13 protein-coding genes are annotated in these 23,049 nt (G+C 69.6%); 2 read left to right on the top strand and 11 right to left on the bottom strand.

Annotated features, from left to right (window positions below; genetic code table 11):
* Positions 1-11: 11 nt before the first annotated feature.
* Positions 12-1,034, top strand: coding sequence for an asparaginase (locus E3N94_RS05605; protein WP_241987071.1), 1,023 nt, complete (start codon positions 12-14; stop codon positions 1,032-1,034).
* Positions 1,035-1,049: 15 nt separating this feature from the next.
* Here the strand turns inward: E3N94_RS05605 and E3N94_RS05600 are convergent, their stop codons facing one another.
* Genes E3N94_RS05600 through E3N94_RS05585 form a run of 4 tightly spaced genes read right to left on the bottom strand, consistent with a single transcriptional unit; the run spans position 1,050 to position 5,182 of the window.
* Complete coding sequence (locus E3N94_RS05600) at positions 1,050-1,856, bottom strand: ABC transporter permease (RefSeq protein WP_174720187.1); 807 nt, start codon at positions 1,854-1,856, stop codon at positions 1,050-1,052.
* Positions 1,853-2,767, bottom strand: a complete 915-nt coding sequence (locus E3N94_RS05595; protein WP_104100278.1) for an ABC transporter permease — start codon at positions 2,765-2,767, stop codon at positions 1,853-1,855. Before E3N94_RS05595 ends, E3N94_RS05600 begins: the two co-directional genes overlap by 4 nt.
* A 1-nt stretch (position 2,768) precedes the next feature.
* Positions 2,769-3,968 (bottom strand): ABC transporter ATP-binding protein, encoded by a 1,200-nt coding sequence (locus E3N94_RS05590; RefSeq protein WP_104100279.1) that lies wholly within the window; start codon positions 3,966-3,968, stop codon positions 2,769-2,771.
* Between the two features lie 2 nt (positions 3,969-3,970).
* A complete protein-coding gene (locus tag E3N94_RS05585; RefSeq protein WP_134396407.1) occupies positions 3,971-5,182 on the bottom strand; it encodes a spermidine/putrescine ABC transporter substrate-binding protein in 1,212 nt (403 codons plus the stop codon).
* 345 nt (positions 5,183-5,527) lie between these two features.
* Between E3N94_RS05585 and ald the strand changes: the two genes are divergently transcribed.
* Positions 5,528-6,643 carry an alanine dehydrogenase gene (ald, locus tag E3N94_RS05580; RefSeq protein ID WP_134569939.1) on the top strand — a complete coding sequence of 372 codons (1,116 nt, stop codon included), beginning with the start codon at positions 5,528-5,530 and terminating at the stop codon, positions 6,641-6,643.
* A gap of 91 nt (positions 6,644-6,734) precedes the next feature.
* Here the strand turns inward: ald and E3N94_RS05575 are convergent, their stop codons facing one another.
* From E3N94_RS05575 to E3N94_RS05545, 7 genes are all read right to left on the bottom strand, one after another.
* On the bottom strand, positions 6,735-9,758 hold the full coding sequence (locus tag E3N94_RS05575) for an FtsK/SpoIIIE domain-containing protein (RefSeq protein WP_134569938.1): 3,024 nt from the start codon (positions 9,756-9,758) through the stop codon (positions 6,735-6,737).
* A gap of 435 nt (positions 9,759-10,193) precedes the next feature.
* Entirely contained in the window at positions 10,194-10,817 is a 624-nt protein-coding gene (locus E3N94_RS05570) for an FHA domain-containing protein (protein ID WP_134569937.1), read from the bottom strand.
* A complete protein-coding gene (locus tag E3N94_RS05565; protein ID WP_241987070.1) occupies positions 10,814-13,228 on the bottom strand; it encodes a transglutaminase-like domain-containing protein in 2,415 nt (804 codons plus the stop codon). Before E3N94_RS05565 ends, E3N94_RS05570 begins: the two co-directional genes overlap by 4 nt.
* Positions 13,225-14,598, bottom strand: a complete 1,374-nt coding sequence (locus tag E3N94_RS05560) for a DUF58 domain-containing protein (protein ID WP_233191182.1) — start codon at positions 14,596-14,598, stop codon at positions 13,225-13,227. The genes E3N94_RS05565 and E3N94_RS05560 overlap by 4 nt, the downstream gene beginning before the upstream one ends.
* A complete protein-coding gene (locus E3N94_RS05555) occupies positions 14,595-15,566 on the bottom strand; it encodes a MoxR family ATPase (RefSeq protein WP_104099631.1) in 972 nt (323 codons plus the stop codon). Before E3N94_RS05555 ends, E3N94_RS05560 begins: the two co-directional genes overlap by 4 nt.
* A 21-nt stretch (positions 15,567-15,587) precedes the next feature.
* Positions 15,588-21,533: an Ig-like domain-containing protein gene (locus E3N94_RS05550; RefSeq protein ID WP_134569936.1), complete on the bottom strand. Its 5,946-nt coding sequence runs from the start codon at positions 21,531-21,533 to the stop codon at positions 15,588-15,590.
* Positions 21,530-22,984 carry a serine/threonine-protein kinase gene (locus E3N94_RS05545; protein ID WP_134343316.1) on the bottom strand — a complete coding sequence of 485 codons (1,455 nt, stop codon included), beginning with the start codon at positions 22,982-22,984 and terminating at the stop codon, positions 21,530-21,532. The genes E3N94_RS05550 and E3N94_RS05545 overlap by 4 nt, the downstream gene beginning before the upstream one ends.
* Positions 22,985-23,049 lie beyond the last annotated feature (65 nt).

Genomic DNA, 23,049 nt, shown 5'->3' with positions numbered 1-23,049 from the left:
AAGCACACACCGTGACAACGACATTCGAGGTGCCAATCCACGCCGGGCAGACGTTCTTCGTCCCCGATGCGGTCGAACTGGCCGTGGTCGAGCGCAGCGGCTTCATCGAATCGAGGCATGCCGGCAGCGCGGTCGTGCTCACCAGCGAGGGCGCGGTCCTACGCGCCCTCGGCGATGTGACCACCCCGATCTTTCCGCGGTCGTCGATGAAGCCCTTCCAGGCCATCGCCGTGATGGCCAGCGGGGTCACCCTGCGCGGGGAAGACGCCGCCATCGCGACCGCCAGCCACACCGGAACGCAGCGCCACGCCGACCTCGTGCGCGGGCTCCTCGCCCGCGCCGGCATCCCCGAGACGGCGCTCGCCTGCCCGGCGGCCTGGCCGGACGACTCCCCCACCCGCGACGCCCTGGTGCGACTGGGGGCCGCCAAGGCCCCGATCTACATGAACTGCTCGGGCAAGCACGCCGCGATGCTCGTGGCCTGCCAGCAGAACGGCTGGGCGCTGTCTGGATACTTGGAGCCGGCGCATCCGTTGCAGAAGCGCATTCTCGACGTGGTGGAGCGCTTCACCGGCGAGCGGCCGTCGGCGTCGGGCATCGACGGATGTGGCGCGCCGGTTCACGCGCTGTCCCTCACCGCTTTGGCACGCGGCATCGCCCGCATCGCCACGTCCAAGTCAAACTCGCCGTTCGCGATCTACCGCGAGGCCGGCTTCCTCGGCGAGGCAATACGGCAGAACGGCTGGGTCATCGCCGGACCCGGCATGCCCGACACGGTCGTGATCGACCGCCTCGGACTGTTCGTGAAGACCGGCGCGGAGGGCATCTGCGTCGCCTCCGCCGCCAACGGCACGACGGTCGCCCTCAAGATTCTCGACGGCAGCCTGCGGGCAACCACCATCGTGGCCCTGCGTCTGCTCGCGGACTCCGGTGCGATCGCACACAGCGACGTCGAGGGCATTCTGCCCGAGCTGCACCTGATGGTGCTGGGCGGTGGGCTCCCGGTCGGGGAGATCCGCGCCAGCTACGTGTAGGGCGCGGGCCGGGAGTCAGCCCAGTTTTGCCAGCCGCTTCTCCTTGGCCGCCCGGGATACCTGGGCGGTGACCACGATCACCAGGGCGAAAATGAACACCGCCGACGCGATCACGTTCGCCTCGGCCGGGATCCCCCGGGCTGCGGACACGTAGATGTACTTGGGGAACGTGGTGACGGCGCCGGAGTTGAAGTTGGTGATGATGAAGTCATCGAAGCTCAGCGCGAAGGAGAGCAGCGCGGCCGCCAGGATGCCGGGCAGCAGGAGCGGAAAGGTGATCCGCGCGAACACCTGGGTTGCCGAGCCGTAGAGGTCTCGGCCGGCCTCCTCGAGCGCGGGGTCGAGGCTCGCGACACGCGCCTTGACCGTCACCACCACGAAGCTGATGCAGAACATAGTGTGAGCCAGAATGATCGTAGACATGTCCTTCGGAACGCCGAGCGACAGGAACTGCGCGGCCAGGCCGGCGCCGAGCACGACTTCCGGCGTGGCCATCGGCAGGAACAGGAGCAGGCTCGTCTGCGACCGGAACCGGAACCGGTACCGCACGAGGGCGATCGCGATCATGGTGCCGAGCGTGGTCGCGGCCACCGTGGCCACCACGCCGATCAGGATGCTGTTGCCGAACGCCTCGCAGACGGCGCCGTTCTGCACTTGGCACACGTTCAGCCACTTGTCGAAGGTGAACCCGCGCCAGGTGATGTTGGACTTGAGCGAGTCGTTGAACGAGAACACGAACGTGTAGACGATCGGCACCATCAGGAAGATCAGCGCCAGCACCGTGTAGAGCGGCAGCAACCACTTGCCCAGGGAGATTTTCACAGCAGCTCCTCCGTGCCCGACCGTTTGACGTAGACGCTCACGATCACCAGGATCACCGACATCAGGATGATCGACAGCGCGGCCGCCGCCGGATAATTCTGCAGCACCAGGAAGTTGGCCTCGATCACGTTACCGATCATCTGGGTGTCCGGTCCGCCGAGGAAGTCCCGGCTCGCGTTGATGTAGTCGCCGGCCGCCGGGATGAAGGTCAGCAGGGTTCCGGCCACGATGCCGGGCATCGACAGCGGGATCGTGATCTTGCGGAACACGTCGAACGGATGCGCGTAGAGGTCGCTGCCGGCCTCGAGGTAGCGCAGGTCGAGCCGTTCGAGCGTCGTGTAGAGCGGCAGGGTCATGAACGGGATGAAGTTGTAGGTGAGCCCGAAGATGACGGCGAAAGCAGTGCCCGTGAAATGGGCATCCGGTGCCAGCAACGACAGAGCCTTGAGCGAGGTGATCACGAACGACTCGTCGGACAGGAGCTGCTTCCAGGCCAGGGTGCGCAGCAGGAAGCTGATGAAGAACGGGGCGATCACCAGCACCAGCATGAGGCTCTGCAGCAACGGCCAGGGCCGCGCCTTCACGCCGATAAAGTACGCCAGCGGGTAGCTGAACACCAGGGCGAGCAGCGTGGCGATCAACGCGTAGCCGAAGGAGCGCATGATGTGCGGCCAGTAGGCCGTGATCACGTCGACGTAGTTCTCCCAGCGGAAGGCGTAGGAGTACTGGCCGACGTCGCCGAATTCCGAGGGGGCCTGGAACGACGTCAGCAGCAGCGAGACGAGGGGGGCCAGAAAGAACAGCACCAGGTAGAGGATGCCCGGCAACAGCAGGAGCAGCGCGATCGGGCTCTTCCGGCGCGGCGCCGGTTCGGGCGCGGTGGTGCTGGTGGAGAATGCCGCGAACGCCACCCTAGGCTTCCTCAAGCTCCGTGAGCAGGGAGGAGCGTTTCTGGGTCGCGATGCTTCGGGTGCTGTCGTCCGCCTCGAAACGGGGCTCCGCCGAGGCGTCGTCCTCGAGCCCGAAGCCGTGTTCGATGTTCCAGTCCAGCCAGACCTCGGACCCCTCATGGGCGACGGGGCCGAACGCCATGTTCTGCGCGAAGACGATGAGGGTGCCGACGCCGACGACCTCGACCAGGTACTGGGTGCTGACCCCACTGAACGAGACGTCGATCACCCGGCCGGGACCCATCAGGTTGCGGGCGACGTCGGCGACGGGCTCGGTCACGTGCAGGGTCAGCTTCTCCGGGCGGACGCCGATCGTGACCTCGCCGGTGTGCCGGTGCGCGCGCGCCGCCGGAACCACGATTTTCTGGCCGGCCACGGCCACGGAGATGGCCTCGCTCGTGCTACCGACCACGGGGCCGGTGAACAGGTTCGACTGGCCGAGGAAGTTAGCGACGAACGCCGTGCGCGGCAGCTCGTAGAGTTCCTCGGGGGCGCCCATCTGCTCGATCCGGCCCTTGTTCATGACCGCGACGGTATCGGCCATGGTCATGGCCTCCTCCTGGTCGTGGGTGACGTGCAGAAACGTGAGGCCGACCTCCTCCTGGATGGTCTTGAGCTCGAGCTGCATCTGGCGCCGCAGCTTCAGGTCGAGCGCCCCGAGGGGCTCGTCGAGCAGCAACAGGGCCGGCCGGTTGACGATCGCGCGGGCGAGGGCCACGCGCTGCTGCTGTCCGCCGGAGAGCTGTTGCGGGCGGCGGGCGGCGAGGTGGTCCAGTTCCACCAGGCGGAGCGCCTCGTGAGCCTTGGCGACCGGGTCGTCCATCCGCCGGCGGCGCAGCCCGAAGGCGACGTTCTCCAACACTGTCATGTGCGGGAAGAGGGCATAACTCTGGAACACCGTGTTGACCGGACGCTGGAAGGATTTCTGGTTCGTCACATCCGTGCCCCCGATCAGGATGCGCCCGGCCGTCGGTTCCTCGAGGCCGGCCACCAAGCGCAGGGTGGTGGTCTTGCCGCAGCCGGACGGGCCGAGCAGCGCGAAGAACGACCCCGCGGGGATCTTCAGGTCGAGATGTTCGATAGCGGTGAAGCCCGGGAACCTCTTCTGGATACCCACCAGCTCCAGGTCGGCCCCCGCGCTGGCGAATTCTCCGTTGGCCATCCCTACGAGCCCAGCAGGATGCCCTGGAAGGCGGCGTCGTACTTTTGCTCCTCCGCGCCGGTCAGGGTGCGGAAGACGCGAGCCTTGGCCAGGGTCGTGTCGTCCGGGAAGATCAGCTGGTTGTTCGCGAGCTCGGGGTCGATCGCCATCGCGGCTTCCTTGGCGCCGGCGACGGGGGTGATGTAGTTCACGTAGGCGGCGACCTCGGCGGCGACGGCCGGGTCGTAGTAGTAGTCGATGAGTTTCTCGACATTCTTCTTGTGCGTGGAGCCGATCGGCACCAGAAAGTTGTCGTTCCAGAGGGTGCCGCCCTTGTCGGGGACCACAAACTCCCATTTGTCCCCGTTCTCGGCGTTGAGCTGCACGATGTCGCCGGACCAGACGATGGCGGCGAGGGTGTCCTCGTTGATGAGGTCTTCCTTGTACGCATTGCCCTTGATGTTGCGAACCTGGCCATCGCCGACCTGTTTCTCCAGCACGTCGATCGCGGCGAAGAACTCGTCGTCGCCCCAGTCGCCCGCGATGTCGACACCCATGTCGAGCATGATCAGTCCCATGGTGTCGCGCATCTCGGACAGAACGCCGACCCGGCCCTTGAGGTCGGAGCTCCACAGGTCCTCGACCGAGGCGATGCCGTTCGGAAGTTTCTCCTTGTTCCAGCAGATGCCGGCGAACCCGCCCTGCCACGGCACGCTCATCTTGCGGCCGGGGTCGAAGCCCACGTCTTTCAGGGACGGGAGCAGGTTTTTCAAGTTGGGGATGTTGGCCTGGTCGAGTTCCTGGGTGTAGCCGAACCGGATCCAACGGCCGACCATCCAGTCGGTCAGGCAGACGGTGTCGGCGCCGATGTCCTGGCCGAGGGCGAGCTGGTCCTTGACCTTGCCGTAGTAGGTGTTGTTGTCGTCGACGGCCTCGGTGTACTCGACCTTGATGCCGGTTTCGGCCGTGAACGCATCCAGTGTGGGGTAGTCGCCGGCGTCATCGACGTCGATGTAGAGCGCCCAGTTGTCCCAGCGCACGAGCTTGCTGCTGTCGGACTCGTCGGGGGCGGCGGTGGGCTTCGTGGCCCCTCCGGTCGAGCATGCGGCGAGCGCCAGGGCTGCGGCCCCGCCACCGGCTCCGGCGAGCAGAGCGCGGCGCCCCATCGTGGTCGCCCGGGCCTGACGGACCAGCTGAGCGATCATGGGATCTGCGGGCAACGGCCTGGGCTTCATGGTCGGGTCTCCTTGCACTTCTCAGCGGATGAGCTCTCACAGCTTTCATTGCGAGTTGCTAGATACTTGCACAGGAGCGCCCCCTGCGCACCCAAGAGTGACCGAATCGTTAATTTTTGGTCAGATCACGCACGAAATCAGCACTCTATGCCGACACTCTCAATCGAAATGAGCTGTTCGGCGGCGGTAGGATTTCGCTCAGGCCAGAGTGGTCCACCGCCCGGAGGTCCACCACTGAGGGTTTGAACCGATTCGACGGAGATTTTCACCATAAAGGCCGTTTTTGGCCCAAAAAACGATTTTTGAATCAAAATCTCCGTCGAATTCGTTAGACAAGGGAGCGCCATGAAGGTCGCAGTTCCGGCAGAAATCAAGAACAACGAGTTCCGGGTGGCGATCACCCCGGCCGGCGTACACGACCTCGTGGCGCACGGGCACGAGGTGTTGATCGAAACGGGGGCCGGGCTCGGCTCCGGGCTCAGCGACGAGAGCTATGCGGCGGCGGGCGCGACGATCATGCCGGATGCCGCGTCAACCTGGGCCGCCGCCGACCTGCTGCTCAAGGTAAAGGAGCCCGTGGCGAGCGAGTACGGTTATTTCCGCCCCGATCTGCTGCTGTTCACCTACCTGCACCTGGCCGCGGAACCAGCCCTGACCCGTGCGCTGCTGGAGGGCGGTGTCACCTCGATCGCCTACGAGACCGTGCAGCTGCCGACGCGGGCGCTGCCGCTGCTCGCGCCGATGAGCGAGGTTGCGGGCCGCCTGGCACCCATCGTCGGCGCCAACGCGATGCTCAAGCCCAACGGCGGACCGGGCCTGCTCGTGCCCGGGGTGCCCGGAACGCATCCGGCTCGGGTCACTGTGCTCGGCGGCGGTGTGGCCGGCACGGCAGCCATGCAGGTCGCCCTCGGGCTCGGCGCCCAGGTGACCGTGCTCGACACCAACCTGTTCCGCCTGCGCGAAATCGACGCGCTGTACTACGGGCGGGTGCAGACCATCGCCTCGAACAGCTACGAGATCGACCGGGCGCTGGTGTTGTCCGACCTGGTGATCGGATCGGTCCTGATCCCCGGGGCCAGGGCCCCCAAGCTGGTCAGCAACGAGCTCGTGTCCCGGATGAAGCCGGGCAGCGTGCTCGTGGACATCGCTGTGGATCAGGGCGGCTGCTTCGCCGATTCCCACCCGACGACGCACGCCGATCCGACGTTCACTGTGCATCAGTCCCTGTTCTACTGCGTGGCGAACATGCCCGGGGCCGTGCCGAGCACGTCCACCTATGCGCTCACCAACGCCACGCTTCCCTATGTTCGGCTGATCGCGAACCGAGGCTGGAAGGACGCGCTCCGAACGGATGCCGCGCTCGCTTTAGGCCTGTCCACGGTCGGCGGCCTCATCACCAGCGGCCCGGTCGCGAGTGCGCACTCGCTGCCGCTCCGCGGTCTGGTGGACGCGCTGGCCTGATCCACGGCGGGACGGCGGCGGGGCCGGCACCGCTGAACTGTGCTGCGGGACTGTGCTGCGGGACTTCGCTCCGGGACTTCGCGGCCGGCGGCTACACGACCTGGGCCCGCAGCGTGGCCCGGTGCACGGCGCCGTCCGGGCGCAGTACCCACACCCGACCTCGGTTGGGTGCCAACGGCGGAGGCAGGTCCCGGCGTCGGCTGATGGCCCGGTAGTCGGCCAGGCTGCAGCCGTCGAAGACCAGGTCCGCGTGCGGGCGCAGGGCACCCAGCAGGGACCACTGCGCCTGCCACGCGTCCACGTCTCCGACGAAGGCGGTGCCTGATTGTGACTCGCTCAGCCGGAGCGACGCGCCTGCCTGCGCGGCCTCCGCCAGCTCGCCGTGGGACACCGCCGCGAGGTCGACGACCCGCGCGCCGGGGACCGTTCCCAGCACTGCGGCCGAGCGGGACGGCGAGTCCGACACGACGAGAAGGGTCTGCCCGGGCCGCCCCAGGAGCGCGGCGGCATCCGTGCGTGGCTCGATGTCCCGCTGCGCCGCGACATCCGGGATTGCACCGCTCTGCTCCGGCGCGAGGAGCTGGATGCGATGGTCCTGCCAGCTCCCGCCGCCGGGCGGAAGGCGGTCGTCGAACAGGGCAGCCACTCCTCCGAGCGCGACGTGCTCGGCGACATCGGGCAGGCGCAGCACCAGCCGTCTCTGGCACAGGGCAGGCAGGGACTGCAGCGATCCGGTGAGCCTTTGCGCGGCGATGACGATCCGCAGGCCGCCCTCCGCGCCGTCGCGGAGCAGCCCGGCGAGCAGTTCGAGGGCCGCCGGACGGTGCTCCTGGTCCCAGCGGGCATGCACGCTATCGAAGTCGTCGAGAAGCAGCAGCCTGGCAGCCGGACTCCCGCCGGCGTCGAGGCATTGGCGCGCCTTGACGAGGCAGTCCCACACCGCCTCGACGTCCGCTCCGAGCAGCACGGCATCTCCAACGGGCGCGAACCCCGCCGCGACCGACGCAAGCGCAGTTGACTTGCCCGAGCGGGGACCGCCGATCACGAGCAGGCTGCCCTCGGCGATCGGCTCGTAGCGGGCCACCCGGTAGCGCTGCAGTTCCGGCTCGTCGAGCAAGCCCAGCAGACCGCCGGGCGCGGCACGAGCGTCGGGAACGGCACGGTCGTGCCCGGCCGCCACCGCGGCGCCGCCGAACGCACTCTCGTCTGCCGCCGTTCCGCCCGCGACGAGGGCGAGGAGGTCCTCGCGGCTTACCGTCTGAGGCAGCAGGTCGAGCCAGGGGCGCCGAGGGTTCGGCGCATCGGCGTCCGCGACTGCGAGGGAGCGGATCTCGCGCGGCGAGGTCGTCGCCACCTGGCAGAGCACGGGCCCCGAGGAGTCCGCGGCGATCAGGCAGCGGCCGGCTTGGTCCGCGCCGAGGGCCGCGGCCGCATCCGTGCCCAGCACCGCCACGCTGTCGGCGCGGTTGTTCACCCGCAGCGACACCCGCAGCGTGCAGTTGGCGAGCAGGGCGTCACGCACCACACCGGTGGGCCGCTGGGTGCAGAGGATCAGGTGCACGCCCAGCGACCGGCCCCGCGCGGCTATGTCGACGAACAGAGCGTGCAGGTCGGGGAATGCGGTGAGCATGGTCGCGAATTCGTCGACCACGATCACGAGCCGCGGAAGCGCCCCGCCGGCATCCTGCCTCCGCAAGTCCACGATGTCACGCGCGCCGGCATGCCCGAGTACGCGTTCGCGATACCGCAGCTCGGCGGCCAGGCTGGCCAGCGCCCGGGCGGCCTGGTGCACGTCCAGGTCGGTGATCAAACCCACGCAGTGGGGAAGGGCGCAGAGCGGGGCGAACGCGGCCCCACCCTTGAAATCGACCAGGAGGAACGTCACCTCGTCGGGGCCGGCCGCCGCCGCCATCGCCGCCACCCAGGTCACCAGCAGTTCGCTTTTGCCGCTGCCGGTCGTGCCGCCGACGACCGCGTGCGGCCCTGCCCCGACCAGGTCGAGCGACACCTCCCCCGCTTCTCCCACCCCGATGACGCAACGGAGGTTCGGCGATTGGGGCTGCCCATGCGGTGCCCGATACCCGGGCTGGAAGCCAGAGAGCTCACCAAGGGCAACGGATGCGGGGACTCGCCGCGCATTCTGGACCAATCCAGCCGCCGAGGCCCGGGCGCTTAGCACGCGGGCGACCACGATCGCCTGTTCGACGGTGATCAGCTCGGGCCGGAAGCCACTCCCACAGGCGTGCACGCTGGAGCGCAGCACCTCAGCCCGGCCGGGACCCTGCAACCGCACGATGGTGTCGCAGCCCCACGGCAATTCGGCAAGAGTGCCGGCCAGGGCGACGACCAACCCCGACCCTTTGGGTGCCCCGCCCAGGGGTGCCCCGCCCGACTTGGGTGCCCCGCCCGACGGCGCCTGGCAGATCACGAGGCGGCGGGCGCAGGACTGCCCGGTGTCATGCGGGAGGGCGACCGCCCATTCCCAACCGCGATCAGGCACGGTGAGTCCGACCTGGTCTGGAGCCAGGGAGCAGGCCAGCTGCACCAGCAGCCCGCGGGCCAGCGCCTGCCCGAGCGACAGCGGTCCGACGATGCCGATACCACCGCCGGCATCAGCGTCGATCGGTGCCTCGGTGAGCGTGGCCGCCCAGTCGCGCACATCGCGATGCTCGTCGGGAGCGGCGCCACCGTCGAGGCGTAGCCCGCTGGGCACCGCACCGGAGCCCAGGCTCACGTCTGCTCCCGAACCGGTCCAACGGATGGCGGCGTGCGGGGCGGCGACGATGCTGTTGGCCGAGGGCGTGCGCCGCCAGTGCGCGCGAAGCAGCTCCTCATGGCGCAGGGCCACCTCGGCCCGCAGTGTCGCCAGTGCCTGCCCCTGGTCGAGGGCGTTGGTACGCCGGGTGCGGCGGCCCGTGCGCCGCGCGTCGAGCATGCCGGCCACGGCGATGACCGGGCCGAGCACCGCGAAGATCAGCACGAAGGCTGAGCCCGTGATCAGCCAGATCGCCCCGGCCGCGGCCAGCGGCGCCACGCTCGCGATGAGTGGGAAGCCAGGCGGCGGCAGGTCGGCCGGGCGGGTGGGGAGGGTCAGCGGGACATCGGCTCGGATCACCGCATCAGTCCATCACTCCGGAGGCAGGCGCCACCGCGGGCGCCGGCATCCGTCCCGGGATGACGGCCGGCCGGGTTGGGGAGGGGCCGGCTGAGTGAGTCCGGATCGATCGGTTGCATCGCTCACAGCGTCGAACGAATTCAACGGAGAATCTCGTTTAAGACTGCTTTTGCAAAGTATTTCGGGCTGTTTTGGGCAAAATCTCCGTCGAATTCGTTCGGGTCGATCGCGTCCGCATCGGCGGCGGCTCGGCGTCTGCTCGGCGGCGGCTCGGCGACGGCAGCGGCGGCAGCGGCGGCAGCGGCGGCAGCACCGGCGCGGCACCGGCACCGGCACCGAGCATAATCGCCTCGGAACACTCCAATCCGCGGACCTTCAGCGCCCACGGTCATTGGGCACACTCATCTGGCCGGGGAGGGGTCAGTTGGTGAGGGACTAATTGAGGATGAAGAACTGGTCCGCGATCTCGACCCGGGAACCACGCGGCACCAGATAGCGCCGGCCGGGTTCGCAGCGCACCGCCACCGCATCCGGGCGACGGATGATGGTGCCATTGCCCGAGTACCGGTCACTGACCCAGAACTCGCCATCGTACTGGCCGAACTCGAGGTGGCTCTTCGACACCGAACGGCCGAGGTCGTTGATCTGCACCAGGATGTCGACGCGTTCGGTCGGCTGGGGCAGCGGCCGGCGACCGATCAGGCCGGTGCCGAGGGCCGAGATCGTCTCCCCCGTGCTGAACTGGAGCACGAACAGGGACGCGGTAGGGGCGGGGGCGGGTTCCGGAGCCTGGAGCGGCACTGGGGCGGGAGCGTCGACCGGGGCGGACACGACCGGCACCGACTCGACCGGAGCCGACACGACCGGCACCACGACCGGCACCGACACGACCGGCACCGAGATCACGGAGCGCCGACGGAGCGGCAGGATGACCGTTGTGTCACTGGGCCGCGGGTCCGGTCGCTTCCGGGTGAGCGGGGTGGCCGTGCTCGAGCTGCCGCATTCGCCGCAGAACATGGCGCCGACGGGAAGCTGCGCACCGCAGATCAGACAGTTCATGGGCGGGCTCCTCCCGGTGCAGGGCCGCTCCCGCTCGGGGCAGATCGGCGAACGGATGCCCCTCCAGCGTACCGACCCAGCGAACGCAACGACACGAGGGCCCGAAGCCGGTCGGTGCGCCTGCTCCCCGCGTTGAGCGAGCGACGCAGGTCGGTGACCGCGGTCCACACGTCCTCGGCGGCGGCATTGCCCGGCCGTTCCGGGGAGAATACGGCACGGTCAACGGCGACGGCCAGTGTCAGAGGTTCCGCTCCCGGCACCAGCGCGGCCACTTCCGTGCGGGTGGCCCCCACCGGAACATCGATGCCATGGTCCACGGCGGCGTCGGTGAATTCTCGCCAGCCGCCCCGAATCCGGTCGAGCGGTGTGGACCGGGTGCGGCGCAGTTGCCGCCTGCGTGCTTTGGCCAGGGCGATCAGCAGGAGGGGCGAGATCAGTACGCCGAGACCGAGGAGCGTCCAGGCGGCGATGGTCGCCGCGGCGAGCAGGAAGACCAGCAGCGGGTTGAGCGGTTCCGGCGGGTCGTCGCTGGTGCTCTCCGGCGGGGCTGGCTCGCGCAGTTCCACCGGGTCGGGGAGGGCCGGGGGCACAACCGACTGCGGCCGGGAAACAACCGACGGGTCATCGGGGGCCCGAGCCGGGATGTCCCGCACGGCCGGGTTCGGATCGATCGTGGCCCAGCCCTCGGTAGAGGAAACCTCAATCCACGCCGAGATGTCGGAACCGACGACGGGGACCGCCTCGGCCCCGGAGGCGGCCTCGGCGCCGGCGGCCGCCTGCGGCACGAAGCCGATGACGACCCGGGCCGGGAAGCCGAGCCGGCGCGCCATCAGGGCCGCGGCCACGGCGTACTGCTCGGCGTCGCCGAGCATGGGCTGGTCGGTGAACAGCTCGCTGATGCGGTCGGCGCCGTGCCCGGACCGGCTCGCCGGTTCGTCCGGAAGGATGCCGTGGCTGATGTAACCATCCGTTTTCAGGCCGTCGAGCATGGCCTGCAGCTGCACACCGGGCGGGTCGCCGGCTTGCACGTAGCGGGCGAGCGTCTGTTCGACCTCGTCCGGCAGAACAGCGGGCGCAGGCAGCACGGCGCTGCCGGGTCGCAGGTCGGTCAGGCTGTCCGGTGACCGCGGGATGACGCCCACGCTCTGGTAACCATCGCCCCGGACCAGCCCGGTGAGCACCGCGGCCGTGCCGCTGTTGTCGTTGTAATAAAAGGAGTCGGAGCGCAGGATCCGGGTGGGGCCGTTGAACGTGATGCGTTCGAGCTGGCCGGCGCCGGGCACCCAGACGCCGGTGTAGCCCTCGACGGTCACCGTGAGGGTGGCCGGGTCGCCGTCGACCAGGGACTGGTCGAGACGGTCCGGCAGCCGGGTGAAGGAGCCGGACGCGCTGCTGACCTGGTCGCTGCCGACCGAGTAGACGATCCCGTCGTAGCTGTCCAGGGTGGCCAAGCGGAGGCGGCCGCCGCTCGGGAGGCCGGTCACCTCGAGGAGCACCGCATCCGCCCGCCCGGCCTGCAGGTAACCGCGGAATTCGCTCAGCGGGCTCGGGTAGGCCCGAGGGTCGAACGGCTGCTGCACCCGAGCGCGCAGCACGTCGCGCGGCACGTCGGCCGGCAGCACGACCGCGGCTCCGGTTCCCGCGGCGATCGCCACCGCCACGATCACGGCTGCGCTGACCAGCCCGCGGGCCGCCGCGAGCCGCCGGTCGGACGACGACGCCGTGCTGCGGCGGGATTGCTGCAGGGCGAGCCGCACGCCGGAACGGCGGCGCATCCAGCGAAACCAGAGCAGCCAGAACAGGAGCACGACAAAGAGGCCGAGACCGGTTCCGATCGGCATGGTCGCGACCGTCGGGCCCAGCACGATGCCGCTGACGAACAGGATGGCGGGGGCCAGTGTGCCGAGCTCGCCGACCGGGGCGCGGAGGGCGACCGACAGCCCGATCACGGTGCTGAGCAGCACCAGAATGAAGGCGGGCACGAGCAGCGCCTGATAGGAACCGACCGGAAGCACGATGGTGACGAGCTGTTTCCAGCTCAGCGCGGTCGCGGCGAGCAGGTCGAGCAGGCCGTCCGGGGTGGGCAGGATGCCGCGCACCGCCCGACCAGGAACGGCCAGTGGCACCCCGGCGAGTAGGTAGACCCCCACGGTGGAAAGCGCCACCAGCCAGGTGCCCCAGCGGAACAGCGCCCCCAGTATGGCGACGACGGTACCCAGCCCGAAGGTGACGCCGACCAGCACGATGAACTCGCGGCTCTGATAGACCGGCCAGAGCGAGGCGCTCGCGATCAGGGTCGCCAGGAGCAGCCCGACGGTGTTGCCGACGATGAAGCGCCAGTCCAGACGGATGCCGCGGACCGCCATGCCGCCTCGGCGCGCGCCTCCGCTCCTCACCCACCGCGCGCTCATGCCGCCTTCGTTCGGGCGAGACTGTGCTGCAGGTCGTCGAGGTAGCCGATGGTGAGCACGCTCAACTCGGCCACGCGGCGGAGGCTGGGGACGGTCTCCGGGGCGCAGATCACGGCGACCACGTCGACGCCGGCCGGAAAACGGCTGGCGGCCGTGCGCACCTGCGTGAGGGTGGTGGCCGACCCGCACACCAGGAAGGCCACCGAGATGCCGGCCACGGTGTCCGCTGCGGCCCTGGCCAGCTCGCTGACCGGCAGGGCGGCCAGGGAGCGTTCCACGCCGCTGAGATCGTCGAGCAGCCGGGTGCGGGTGAGGGTGCTCAGCGGACGGAGTCCCGGCATCCGTCGTCGGCTGGAGTCCGGCGGCACCGCACTGGCGACAACGGAGACCGTGCGCGCGTCGCGGATGGCCCGCACCCCCAGGCTGCCGGCGACGCTGACGGCCATCTCGAATTCGTCCTCGCCGGCATAATCGGACTGCGCCAGGCTGAGAGCGACCATGAGGTGGCTGCGGCGAGATTCCTCGAACTGGCGCACCATGTAGCGGCCGGTCTTCGCGGTGCTCTTCCAGTGGATGGTGCGCCGCTCATCCCCGGGCACGTATTCGCGCAGCGCGTGGAACGAGACGTCGCTGTTGGTCAGGTCACGGGTGGGATTGCCCTCAAGGTCGCGGATGAAGCCCGTGCTCATGCTCGGGATCGAGACCGTGCGCGGGTGCACGAACAGCGAGACCTGTTCGGCCCAGACGATCTCCCGGCGCAGTAGCCCGATCGGGTCGGCGCGCGCCGTCCGCACCGGACCGATCGGCATCACGCCGCGTCTGCGGGTCGGCACGATGAAGACGTCCGAAAAGTCCTCACCGCGGGCGAGGCTCGGCATCGAGAATTCGGCCAGCCCGGAGCCGACCCGCACCTCGACGCCCACGCCCGGCAGTCTCCGGCGGGTCGGGTTCCGCACGCTCACCTGGCCGGGCACCCGCTCCCCCACGACCACCCGATCCACGGGCAGGTGCAGGTTGATCTCGAACGCGTTCCGACCGATCAGGAAACAGGATGCCGCCACCAGGAGCACGAGCCCGGCCCAGCCGATCACGATCAGCTCGGTCCAGCCCAGCGCATAGCCGAACAGGAACGAGACCCCCACGACCGCCAGGACGGCCCAGCCGAGCGGGGTGACCACGGACAAGACCGCACGCAGGGCGCCAGCGACACGAGCACCGCATTCCCACCCGAACCGGACTCCCGCCGCGACGAAGTCGGCCAGCCGGCCGTCACCGGAGACTGCGACCGGCAGAGTAGCGGGCGGCGCGGGCGCGAGCAGCGCAGGCGCGGTAGCTGTGCCTGCGCCCGGACCCGGCACGATCTGCGTCACGCAGCCTGCCTGTCGCTGGGCGGCGGAGTCTCGATCAGCACCCGGGCGATCACACTGGAGGCGGTGACGCCGTCGAATTCGGCTTCGGGGTCGAGCACGAGCCGGTGCCCGAGCACGGCGTGAGCCAGCTCCTTGATGTCATCGGGCACCACATAATGGCGGCCGTTCGCGGCGGCGAGGGTCTTCGCGGTGCGGATCAGCGCGAGCGCCCCGCGCACGCTGACGCCCAGACGTACCTCGGAGCTCGTGCGGGTGCCGTCGATCAGTCGCGCCACGTAATCGTTGATGGTGGCGTCGACGTAGACGGTGCGGGCCAGGGCGGCGAGTTCGACGACGGTCGCCGCGGACACCACCGGAGGCACGGTCACCTCGTGCGCGCGCTGCCCGGCACCTTCGAGGATGCGAATGGTCGAGGCGTGGTCCGGGTAGCCGATGGAGGCCTTCATGATGAATCGGTCCAACTGCGCCTCGGGTAGCCGGTATGTGCCGGCCTGCTCGATCGGGTTCTGGGTGGCGATCACCATGAACGGGGCCGCCACCGGGTGGGTGACGCCGTCGGCGGTGATCTGACCCTCCTCCATCACCTCGAGCAGCGCGGCCTGGGTCTTCGGGCTGGCCCGGTTGATCTCGTCGGCCAGAACGATGTTGGCGAAGACCGGCCCGCGGTGGAATTCGAACGCCCCGCTGCGCTGGTCGTAGATGCTCACCCCGGTGATGTCGCCCGGCAGCAGGTCGGGGGTGAACTGCACCCGGTTGCTGGTACCGCGCACGCTCTGTGCGATGGCGCGCGCGAGCGAGGTCTTGCCGGTGCCGGGCACATCCTCGAGCAGCAGGTGTCCGCCGCTGAGAAGCGCGGTGAACGACATCCGGATGACGTGGTGCTTGCCCAGCAGCACCTGCTCGACCCCGGTCACCAGTCGGTCGAAAACGTCGGCGAACTGGGCCGCCTGCTCCGCGGTCATCGTCATGGGGTGATCACTTTCGTTGGTTCACGGCGCATAGGTATAGGTCTGATTATTCACGGTCACCGCCAGAAGCACGGCACCGGCTGGCGGGGGCGGCGCGCCAGTGCCGAACCTGCAGGTGTTCGGGGAGTCGGCATCCCGCGGGGTCACCGTGGCGTCACCGGGCACCGAGCAGCTATAGGCGGCGGGAAGGCCGTTGTTCTGAGGCCCATTGGTCCAGCTGATGACTCCGGTGGCCGGGTCGTAGGCAAGCCCGGTCACGGTGAAGCTGACGGAGGCCTCGGGCGCGGTCAGCGTGCCCGACCACGGCCCGCACGACCCCCAGTCGGTACAGGCCGAAACCTGATAACGCACGATCTCACCGAACGGGAGACTCAGAAGTTCGCGCGGCCAGCCGGCCCCGCCGAAGACGACCTCGGATCTCGGAACGACCCCGCCGGAGCCGTCGACCGCGCGCAGCCGGTAGTCCCGGATGCCCGCACTCGGGTTGATCCCGTCGACGCGCAGATCCCAAGCATCGCCCCGAGCCGCCATGGTGCTCTGCACATCGGTGACCGGTCCGGGCGCTGGGCGCACGAGAACACTCGCCACCGCCGTCGGGGCACAGCCGGCCTTGTTATACCCCCAGACGGCGAAGTAGTAGCGGCCGTTGTCCGCGAGGAGGCTGTCGAACACGGTGCTGGTCGCGTCACCGCCGAGCGCCTTCTGCTGGGCGACGATGCCGCCCTCTGTCGGTGGCTGAAGCTCCCCCGACGCGGACACCGTGCACGCCTGCGCACCCGTCGGAACCTGATCTTCGCGCAGCCGCTGCACGAAGTAGCCGCCGATGAGGGCGCCGCGGCCGTCGAACCCGTCCCACGTCACGGTCACCGCTCCGGCGGCGTCGGCCGCGCTGGCCGTGATCGCGCCGGCGCGGGCCGGGCCGAACGGCGTCGCACTCCCCACCGCGCTGTTCCAACCGGCCAGGGCCGGGTAGGCGTCGTTGCGGGCGCTGACCGTAAAGGGAGTGTTCACGCCGTTGACGAGGCCCATCACGTCGACGGAGCAGGTTCCCGCCGCGCAACTCGATCCGGAAGCGCTGACCTCCTCCTGGACGGCGCCGTTCCAGGTCACCACATAGCCGCGAATCGCCGTCCCGCCGCCCACCGGGGCAACGGTGTTCCAGCGCAGGCGCAGCCCGCCGTCGAGCGGCTCCGCAACCAGGCCGGTCGGCGCGGTCGGCACCGAGTCGGACCAGACCCGATCGGACAGCACGGTCGCCTCGGACAGCCCGATCCCGTTCTGCGCGGCGACCGACACTCGCAGAGCATTGCCCTGGCCGTTGCCGGGCGTCGCGACCTGGCAGGAGGTCGCTGAGCAGAGCGAGTTGGACAGCACGGCCCCCGACGCGGCGTCGAGGAGGGAAATCTGATACCCGGTGATCGCCGAGTTGTTGAAGGCCCCGGCGTTGAACGAGAAGGACAGGCCCCGATCGAAGAAGCCGGTGACGCGCAGGCTGGACACCGGGTCAGGTTTGTCCTGCACCGAGATGCGCACGGTGCCCCAGGCGTAGCGGGCAGGGTCGTTCGTCGCGTCGGCCACCTGGTACTGCAGGGTCAGGTCGGTCGGCGCAGCATCCGAGGCAACCCGGACCGACAGCCGGCTTCGGTCCGTGCTGGGCGTGATGCTCACCCCGGCCGGAACGGCGCCGCCGTCCAGGCCGCGCACCGCGAGCACGCGCAGCGGCACGGACGGGAACGGATTGGTGGCGCCGTCGTTCGCGAGCACGTCGACGACGGTCGTGCGACCGCGGGGAGCGACCGCGGCATCCGTCACGGGGATGGCGACGGGTCGCATTGACGCGACCACGCGCAGGTCGACCCGGCCGGCTCGGCCCTCCTGAACGCCGTCGCGCACGCCGATCGTGATCGTGCTCCGCGCGCCCTTCGGGGTGGATTCCGTGGCGCGCAGGGTGAGCGTCTGCCCGTCGAGCGCGTAGCTGAAACCGGTCGGAAGCGGGTCGAGCACGGTGTACGCCAGCTCAGGTTGGTCGTTCGGATACGGGTAACTGGTGAGTCGGGTCAGGTCGATGACCTTCTCCTGGTCGGGCTCGAACTCGAGCACCGCTCCATTGAAACCGGGCGGCTGATTCTCGCGGGGCGTGACCTCGATGGGCAGCACGATGGTCGCCGTGCGCCCATCCGGGTCTTCAGGCCCCGAACCGTCGGTGACCTCAAACGAAATGGACGCCGGCCCGAAGTATTTGTCGGTGCTCGCGAACGCGAGGCTGGTGTCGTTCCGGGCCAGGTCGGCCCCGTCCGAATGCGTCGCCCGCACGAGGCTGCGGTCGGTGAGGCGCACCTTTTTTCCGCCGACCGCGACGACGTAGTCGTTGATGTCGATGGAGAGCAGCGCCTCGCTCTGCACGGTCAGCGGCGGGGCACCGCGGCGCACCTGGGGTAGGGCGTCGTCGGTCCCGGGAACCCAGATGAACGCGTAGGACACGATGCTCGCGTCCTCCGGGTGCGTCACCGCGAACGGGATGATCTGGCTGGTCGAGCCCACCGTGACCCGGATGCGCCGGGCCGGCGTCACCTCGGCGATTCCCGAGAAACGCTCGGGCACCGTCAGAGCCAATGCGGTGGCCGGCCCTTCCGCGAAGAAGACGTTGGCCAGCACGTCGACGTCGACGGTCCGGGCCTCGAGCACGTCGGACAGCGGCACGTGAGTGTCGCGTGCATCCGGACGCGAGCGCGGGGCGTCCTCGCGGACCACGACCGTGAGGAAGGTGGAACTCGTTCCGCCCCGCACGTTCTGGATTTCATAGATGAAGCCGTAGCGGCCCGGTGTCACGGGTGAGGTCACGGCCACGGTGTCGCCGTCGACGACGGCGGTGCCCGAGTCGGCCTCGCCGCTCGCCTGGCCGCTCGCCTGGCCGCTCGCCTCCACGCCGGTGATGCTCAGGGTGCCGCCGTCGGGGTCGGAGTCGTTTTCGAGCACCCGCACGGCAATCGTGCTGCCGGGGCGCACCACGACTTCATCCGGAGTGGCGACCGGGTTGCGGGCGCCGTCGAGGCGCGGGCTGATCCCCACCCGCACGGTGCCGACGGCCCGGGCCCCGAGCGCGTCGACCACCGAGTAACTGAACGTGTCCGTGCCGGCCGAGTACTCCCCGGCCGTGTAGTCGAGCGAGTCCACGCCTGTGACCGTGACCGACCCCTTCTCCGGACTGGTCTCCTGGCCGACCAGTTGCACGGAGTCGCCGTCGGTGTCGATGCCGGACAGCGGGATCGGGATGCTCACCGTGTCCCCGGCGAGCACACGGGCCGTCACGGTTTTCGGCACGGGGGCGCTGTTCGAGGTGGGATCGGCTTCCCGCACCGCGATGCTGACCTCGGCGTTCGCGAACTGGCCGTCTGGGGCGTTCACTCGGTAGACGGCGGTGACGTTGCCGGCCGTGTCCGGCGCCAGGAACCGCAGCACCCGGCCCGAGACGAAGAGCAGACCGCCGCCAGCGGGCAGTTCGGTCGCGAGCTCCGGCGCCAGGGTGAGGGTGTCGCCCTCGGGATGCTCGTCATTCGCGAGCACGGGGATGTCGATGGCGTCGCCGACGCGCACGGAGATCGAGTCCGGCACGGCGATCGGGGCCTGCTTTTGGGCCGGCGGCGGGATCTCGATCACGGTCACCGTGCCCGCGGCGTCGGCGAGGCCGTTGCTGACCCGGTAGCCGAACACGGCCGTACCGCCCTCGAGGGGTTTGGTCAGGGTCACGCGCAGGATGCGCTGGTCGAGGATCTCGATTCGAAGCCCGCTGTCGGCGGGGACATCCGTGATGCCCGTCACCAGGAGTACCCCACCGGCCGGATCGGAGTCCGTGGCGAGCACGTCCACGAGGGTGGCCTGCTGGCCGCGGATGAATGCGGTGTGCGGCACGGTGACGGGGGCGCTGCTGGCGTCGGGCGCGGCCGTCACGTTAACGCGGATGCGCCCGGTGGCGGTGAGTTCGCCATCCGTCACCGCGTACTCGATCTCGTGCACCCCCACCACGCTGCTCTGCAACCGGAAGGTGCCGGCGTCGAAGTCCGCGGTGATGTTCACCTCGGGTTTGGCCGGCACGCTGCTCAGGCGCAGCGGCGCCGATCCACCGCGCACATGCTCCAGCGGCGACACGGTCGCCTCGCTGCCGGCGGTCGCAAGCACCACGAACGCCTCGGCGACGATGGGCACCGAGCCGCTCGGCCGCACCATCACCGAGAGCGCGCCGGCCCCGCCGGCACGGCCGTCGGAGACGGTGAGGCCCACCGTTTTCGCGCCCCCGCCCGCGCCGGCATCCGTGTAGACGACGGACCCGGCCGGCGTGAAGCTGACCTGGTCCGGTGCGGGCGCGGTCGCCGCCGCCAGATAGAACGGGTCGCCGTCCGGGTCGACCCAGTCGCCCAGCACCGCCGTGGTCACCCGTCCATTGGCGCGCACCGTGGTGTTCGTCGTGCGGGCCTGCACGGGTGCGGCGTTCTCCTCGGGGGAGCGCACCGCGACCGTGACCGTCGCCGAGGCGCTCCCGCCGCGCCCGTCGTCGATGATGTAGTCGAAGCTCAGTGATCCGGATGCCTCCGGCGTGAGGGTCAGCTGCACCTGCTGAGTGTCCGCCACGAGCTCGAGCCGCCCGGCCGACTCGGGCACGGGGGTGAGCGCCGAGATCACCAGCACGTCGCCGTTGGGGTCGAAGTCGTTGAGCAGTACGGGCAGGGTGACGGTGCGTCCCGGCCGGCCGCCGAAAGCGTCATCGACAGCGACGGGTGGCACCTGGGACTTCTCGAACTCCGGCGGGGTGTCGTCAGCCGCCTGCTCGACCTGCTGCTGATCGGGGTCGGTGTCGATCAGTTCGGCCCAGTTGTCGATCAGTTCGTTGCCCTGCTGCACTGCCCAGGTCGTGCCGTTGCGGGCGTCGTTCAGCACGAGTCCGGTTCCGTTCCGGCGGAAGGCCAGCCGGGCGTCCCCGGCGACGCCGGACAGGGTGGCGGTGGCGCCGTCGCTTCCGGTGCCGCCCTCCGCGCCGGCCGCCGCGCAGTCGCGCCAGACGGTGCCGTCCGACCAGGCGGCATGGGCGCAGTAGGCGTCCTGTACAGGCGCGGCGGCGTCCCCGCTCCGGCCGGTGACGAGCGGAGTCAGGCGTCCGCCGGCACGGGGCACCGCAATGAGCCCCTCACGGTGGGCGATGAGAACGCGGTCGCCCGTCACGCTCGGCTCCGACAGGACGGGCTCATCCCCGGAACGGATGCTCCCGGACAGGTCTTCAACCCCCTCCGCCTGGAACAGTCGCCGGCTCGAGGCGTTGAGCAGCGCCCACCGGCCGTCGACGCTGGTCAGCTGGTAGCGGTCATCCTTTTCGCCGGCCGTGAGCGTGACCGTACTGGTAATGGTGTCCGCGGTGAGCAGGTCGACCTGGGAGAGTTCCCCCGTCGCCGGCGTGAAGGCGAACAGCACGCCGGCCTCGTCGAGGCTGACCACGGAGCCGGCACCGAAGGCCAGCGTCGGCTCGGTGGTGCTGTCGAACTCGGACAGCTGGCTCGCGGCCACGCTCCAGACGTCGCCGTTCGCGGTGACCACCGCCCGGTCGCCGGCCAAGAAGACCGAAGCAGCGTCCGGCGGCAGGGCCACGCTGTCGGCCACCTCCGCGGTCGCGGGGTCGAGGATGTCGAGGGCGCTGTTGCCACGGTCCAGCACCAGCACGGTGGCGCCCCGTTGCACCACGTCGAGGCTGGTGCTTCCGGCGCTGACCACCGTGTTCAGTTCGAAGACGGCCGTATTCGCTCGCCCGACGACCTGGCGCGCCTCGTTACTCACCCAGACGGCCGCGTCTCCGAGGTCGAGGCGCTGCGCGGTGTATCCACCGGAGGCGATGGCCACGGTGGCAATGACGGCCACGACCACGGTGCCGCTGAGCGCGGTGGCGAAGAGCGAGCGGTGGCGGGCGAGCCAGCGACGGATCACCCGGCGCCGCCGGACGCGCCCGGAAGGCCGGTGTCGACGCATTTTTCCCCGCTCGGAGCGCCGAGCTTGCCGTCCCGGTTGACCGTGACGGTCACACAGACCCGAGATTGTCCCTGCGGGTCGACCCGGAATTCCGTTCCCCGCTGGATGCTGCTCTGACCGCTGCGCAGGGTCACCACGAAGGTGTCGCCGTCCCGGACCCCGGGGTCGGCCCAGCTGAACACGATGGTTCCAGAGCGGAGCGCGCCATCCACATCACTGACCAGAGGGATGTCGGTGCCGGCCTGGGTCACCAGCACGGTCGCCGCCGTGGTCGCGAGTCCCACGATGATCACCGCCGCAGACACGAGTCCCCATACCGTAAGCGTGCGCCTCCGCTTCTTGGGCCGGGTGGTCACAGTGTCCCCCTGCGGGCCGGTGGTCAGCTGCCCTGTACTCAGCAGTGCCGAGGTCGCCGAGCGCGCGCCGAGGCCGGTTGGCGACGCCTTCCGGCGGCGGCGGCCGGCGTAGGCGTCGACTGAGTTGATGCCCGTGATCCGGGTCCGGTCCTCCTGGTCGGCGGGGGCAGCGACGGCCCAGCCGTCCTGCTCCACCTCGAGGGGCGTCTGCGCGAGACCGAGTTCGGCCTCCACCGATTGAAGCTCTCGGATGAGTTCCAGCACGCTCGGCTGCCGCAGTTCCGGCCGCCGCGACATCGAGCGATTCAGGATGGCGCCGAGCCGGGCCGGCACGTCGGCGCGGTCGAGCGGCGGCACGCGGGCCTTGTTGATGCGGGCCATCATCTGGGCCGAACCGTTCTCGGTACCGGCCACTTCGAACGGGGACATACCGGCCAGGAGCGAGTAGAGGGTGGCGCCGAGCGACCACACCTCCGAGGCGACCGACCCGGAGATCTCGCCGAGCAGCACCTCAGGGGCCGACCACGGAATGGAGAGCCCGATGGCGTCGCTCCTCTCGGCCTCGCCGAGGGTGGCAGCGATCCCGAAGTCCGACAGCACCGGGTGCCCATACGCGGTGACCAGGATGTTGGACGGCTTCAGGTCCCGGTGGAGCACCCCGGACCGGTGCGCGGTCTCGACAGCGCTCGCTATCTTCACACCGATCCGCAGGGTATCCGGCACCGAGAGCGGTTCAAAGCGGTAGCGCTGGCTGAGGGTCGAGGAGCAGTACTCCATGACGAGATACGGTCGTCCGTCCGCGGAGACACTCGCCTGGAAAACCGTGAGAATCGACGGATGCGAGCTCAGCTGGGCCATCAGGTTGGCCTCGGCCTGGAATAGCTGGCGCACGTGATCGTTGACGATCTCGGACAGGAGTACCTTGACCGCGACCTGGCGCCTGGGCATGTTCTGCTCGTAGAGGAACACGTCGGCGAAACCGCCGGATCCGAGCGGACGGAGATAGGAGAATCCCGGCAGGTTCGGCGGCGTGGAGGGTAAGCGCCGTGCCATGTCGCCTCCCGGTGTCATCATCAGTGCGGGTCGTGCGTGAGTAGGCGCATATCGACCGGGTGACT

The sequence above is a fragment of the Cryobacterium sp. Sr3 genome (assembly GCF_004402835.1).
Classification (GTDB): domain Bacteria; phylum Actinomycetota; class Actinomycetes; order Actinomycetales; family Microbacteriaceae; genus Cryobacterium; species Cryobacterium sandaracinum.
Note: the sequence above shows the minus strand (reverse complement) of the source record. Positions and strands in the feature narration are given on the sequence as shown.

Coding starts and splice junctions, on each gene's coding strand:
- E3N94_RS05590 (WP_104100279.1), bottom strand. CDS start 3,968: ATGGCCAACGGAGAATTCGCCAGCGCGGGGGCCGACCTGGAGCTGGTG.
- E3N94_RS05585 (WP_134396407.1), bottom strand. CDS start 5,182: ATGAAGCCCAGGCCGTTGCCCGCAGATCCCATGATCGCTCAGCTGGTC.
- ald (WP_134569939.1), top strand. CDS start 5,528: ATGAAGGTCGCAGTTCCGGCAGAAATCAAGAACAACGAGTTCCGGGTG.
- E3N94_RS05570 (WP_134569937.1), bottom strand. CDS start 10,817: ATGAACTGTCTGATCTGCGGTGCGCAGCTTCCCGTCGGCGCCATGTTC.
- E3N94_RS05565 (WP_241987070.1), bottom strand. CDS start 13,228: ATGAGCGCGCGGTGGGTGAGGAGCGGAGGCGCGCGCCGAGGCGGCATG.
- E3N94_RS05555 (WP_104099631.1), bottom strand. CDS start 15,566: ATGACGATGACCGCGGAGCAGGCGGCCCAGTTCGCCGACGTTTTCGAC.
- E3N94_RS05545 (WP_134343316.1), bottom strand. CDS start 22,984: ATGGCACGGCGCTTACCCTCCACGCCGCCGAACCTGCCGGGATTCTCC.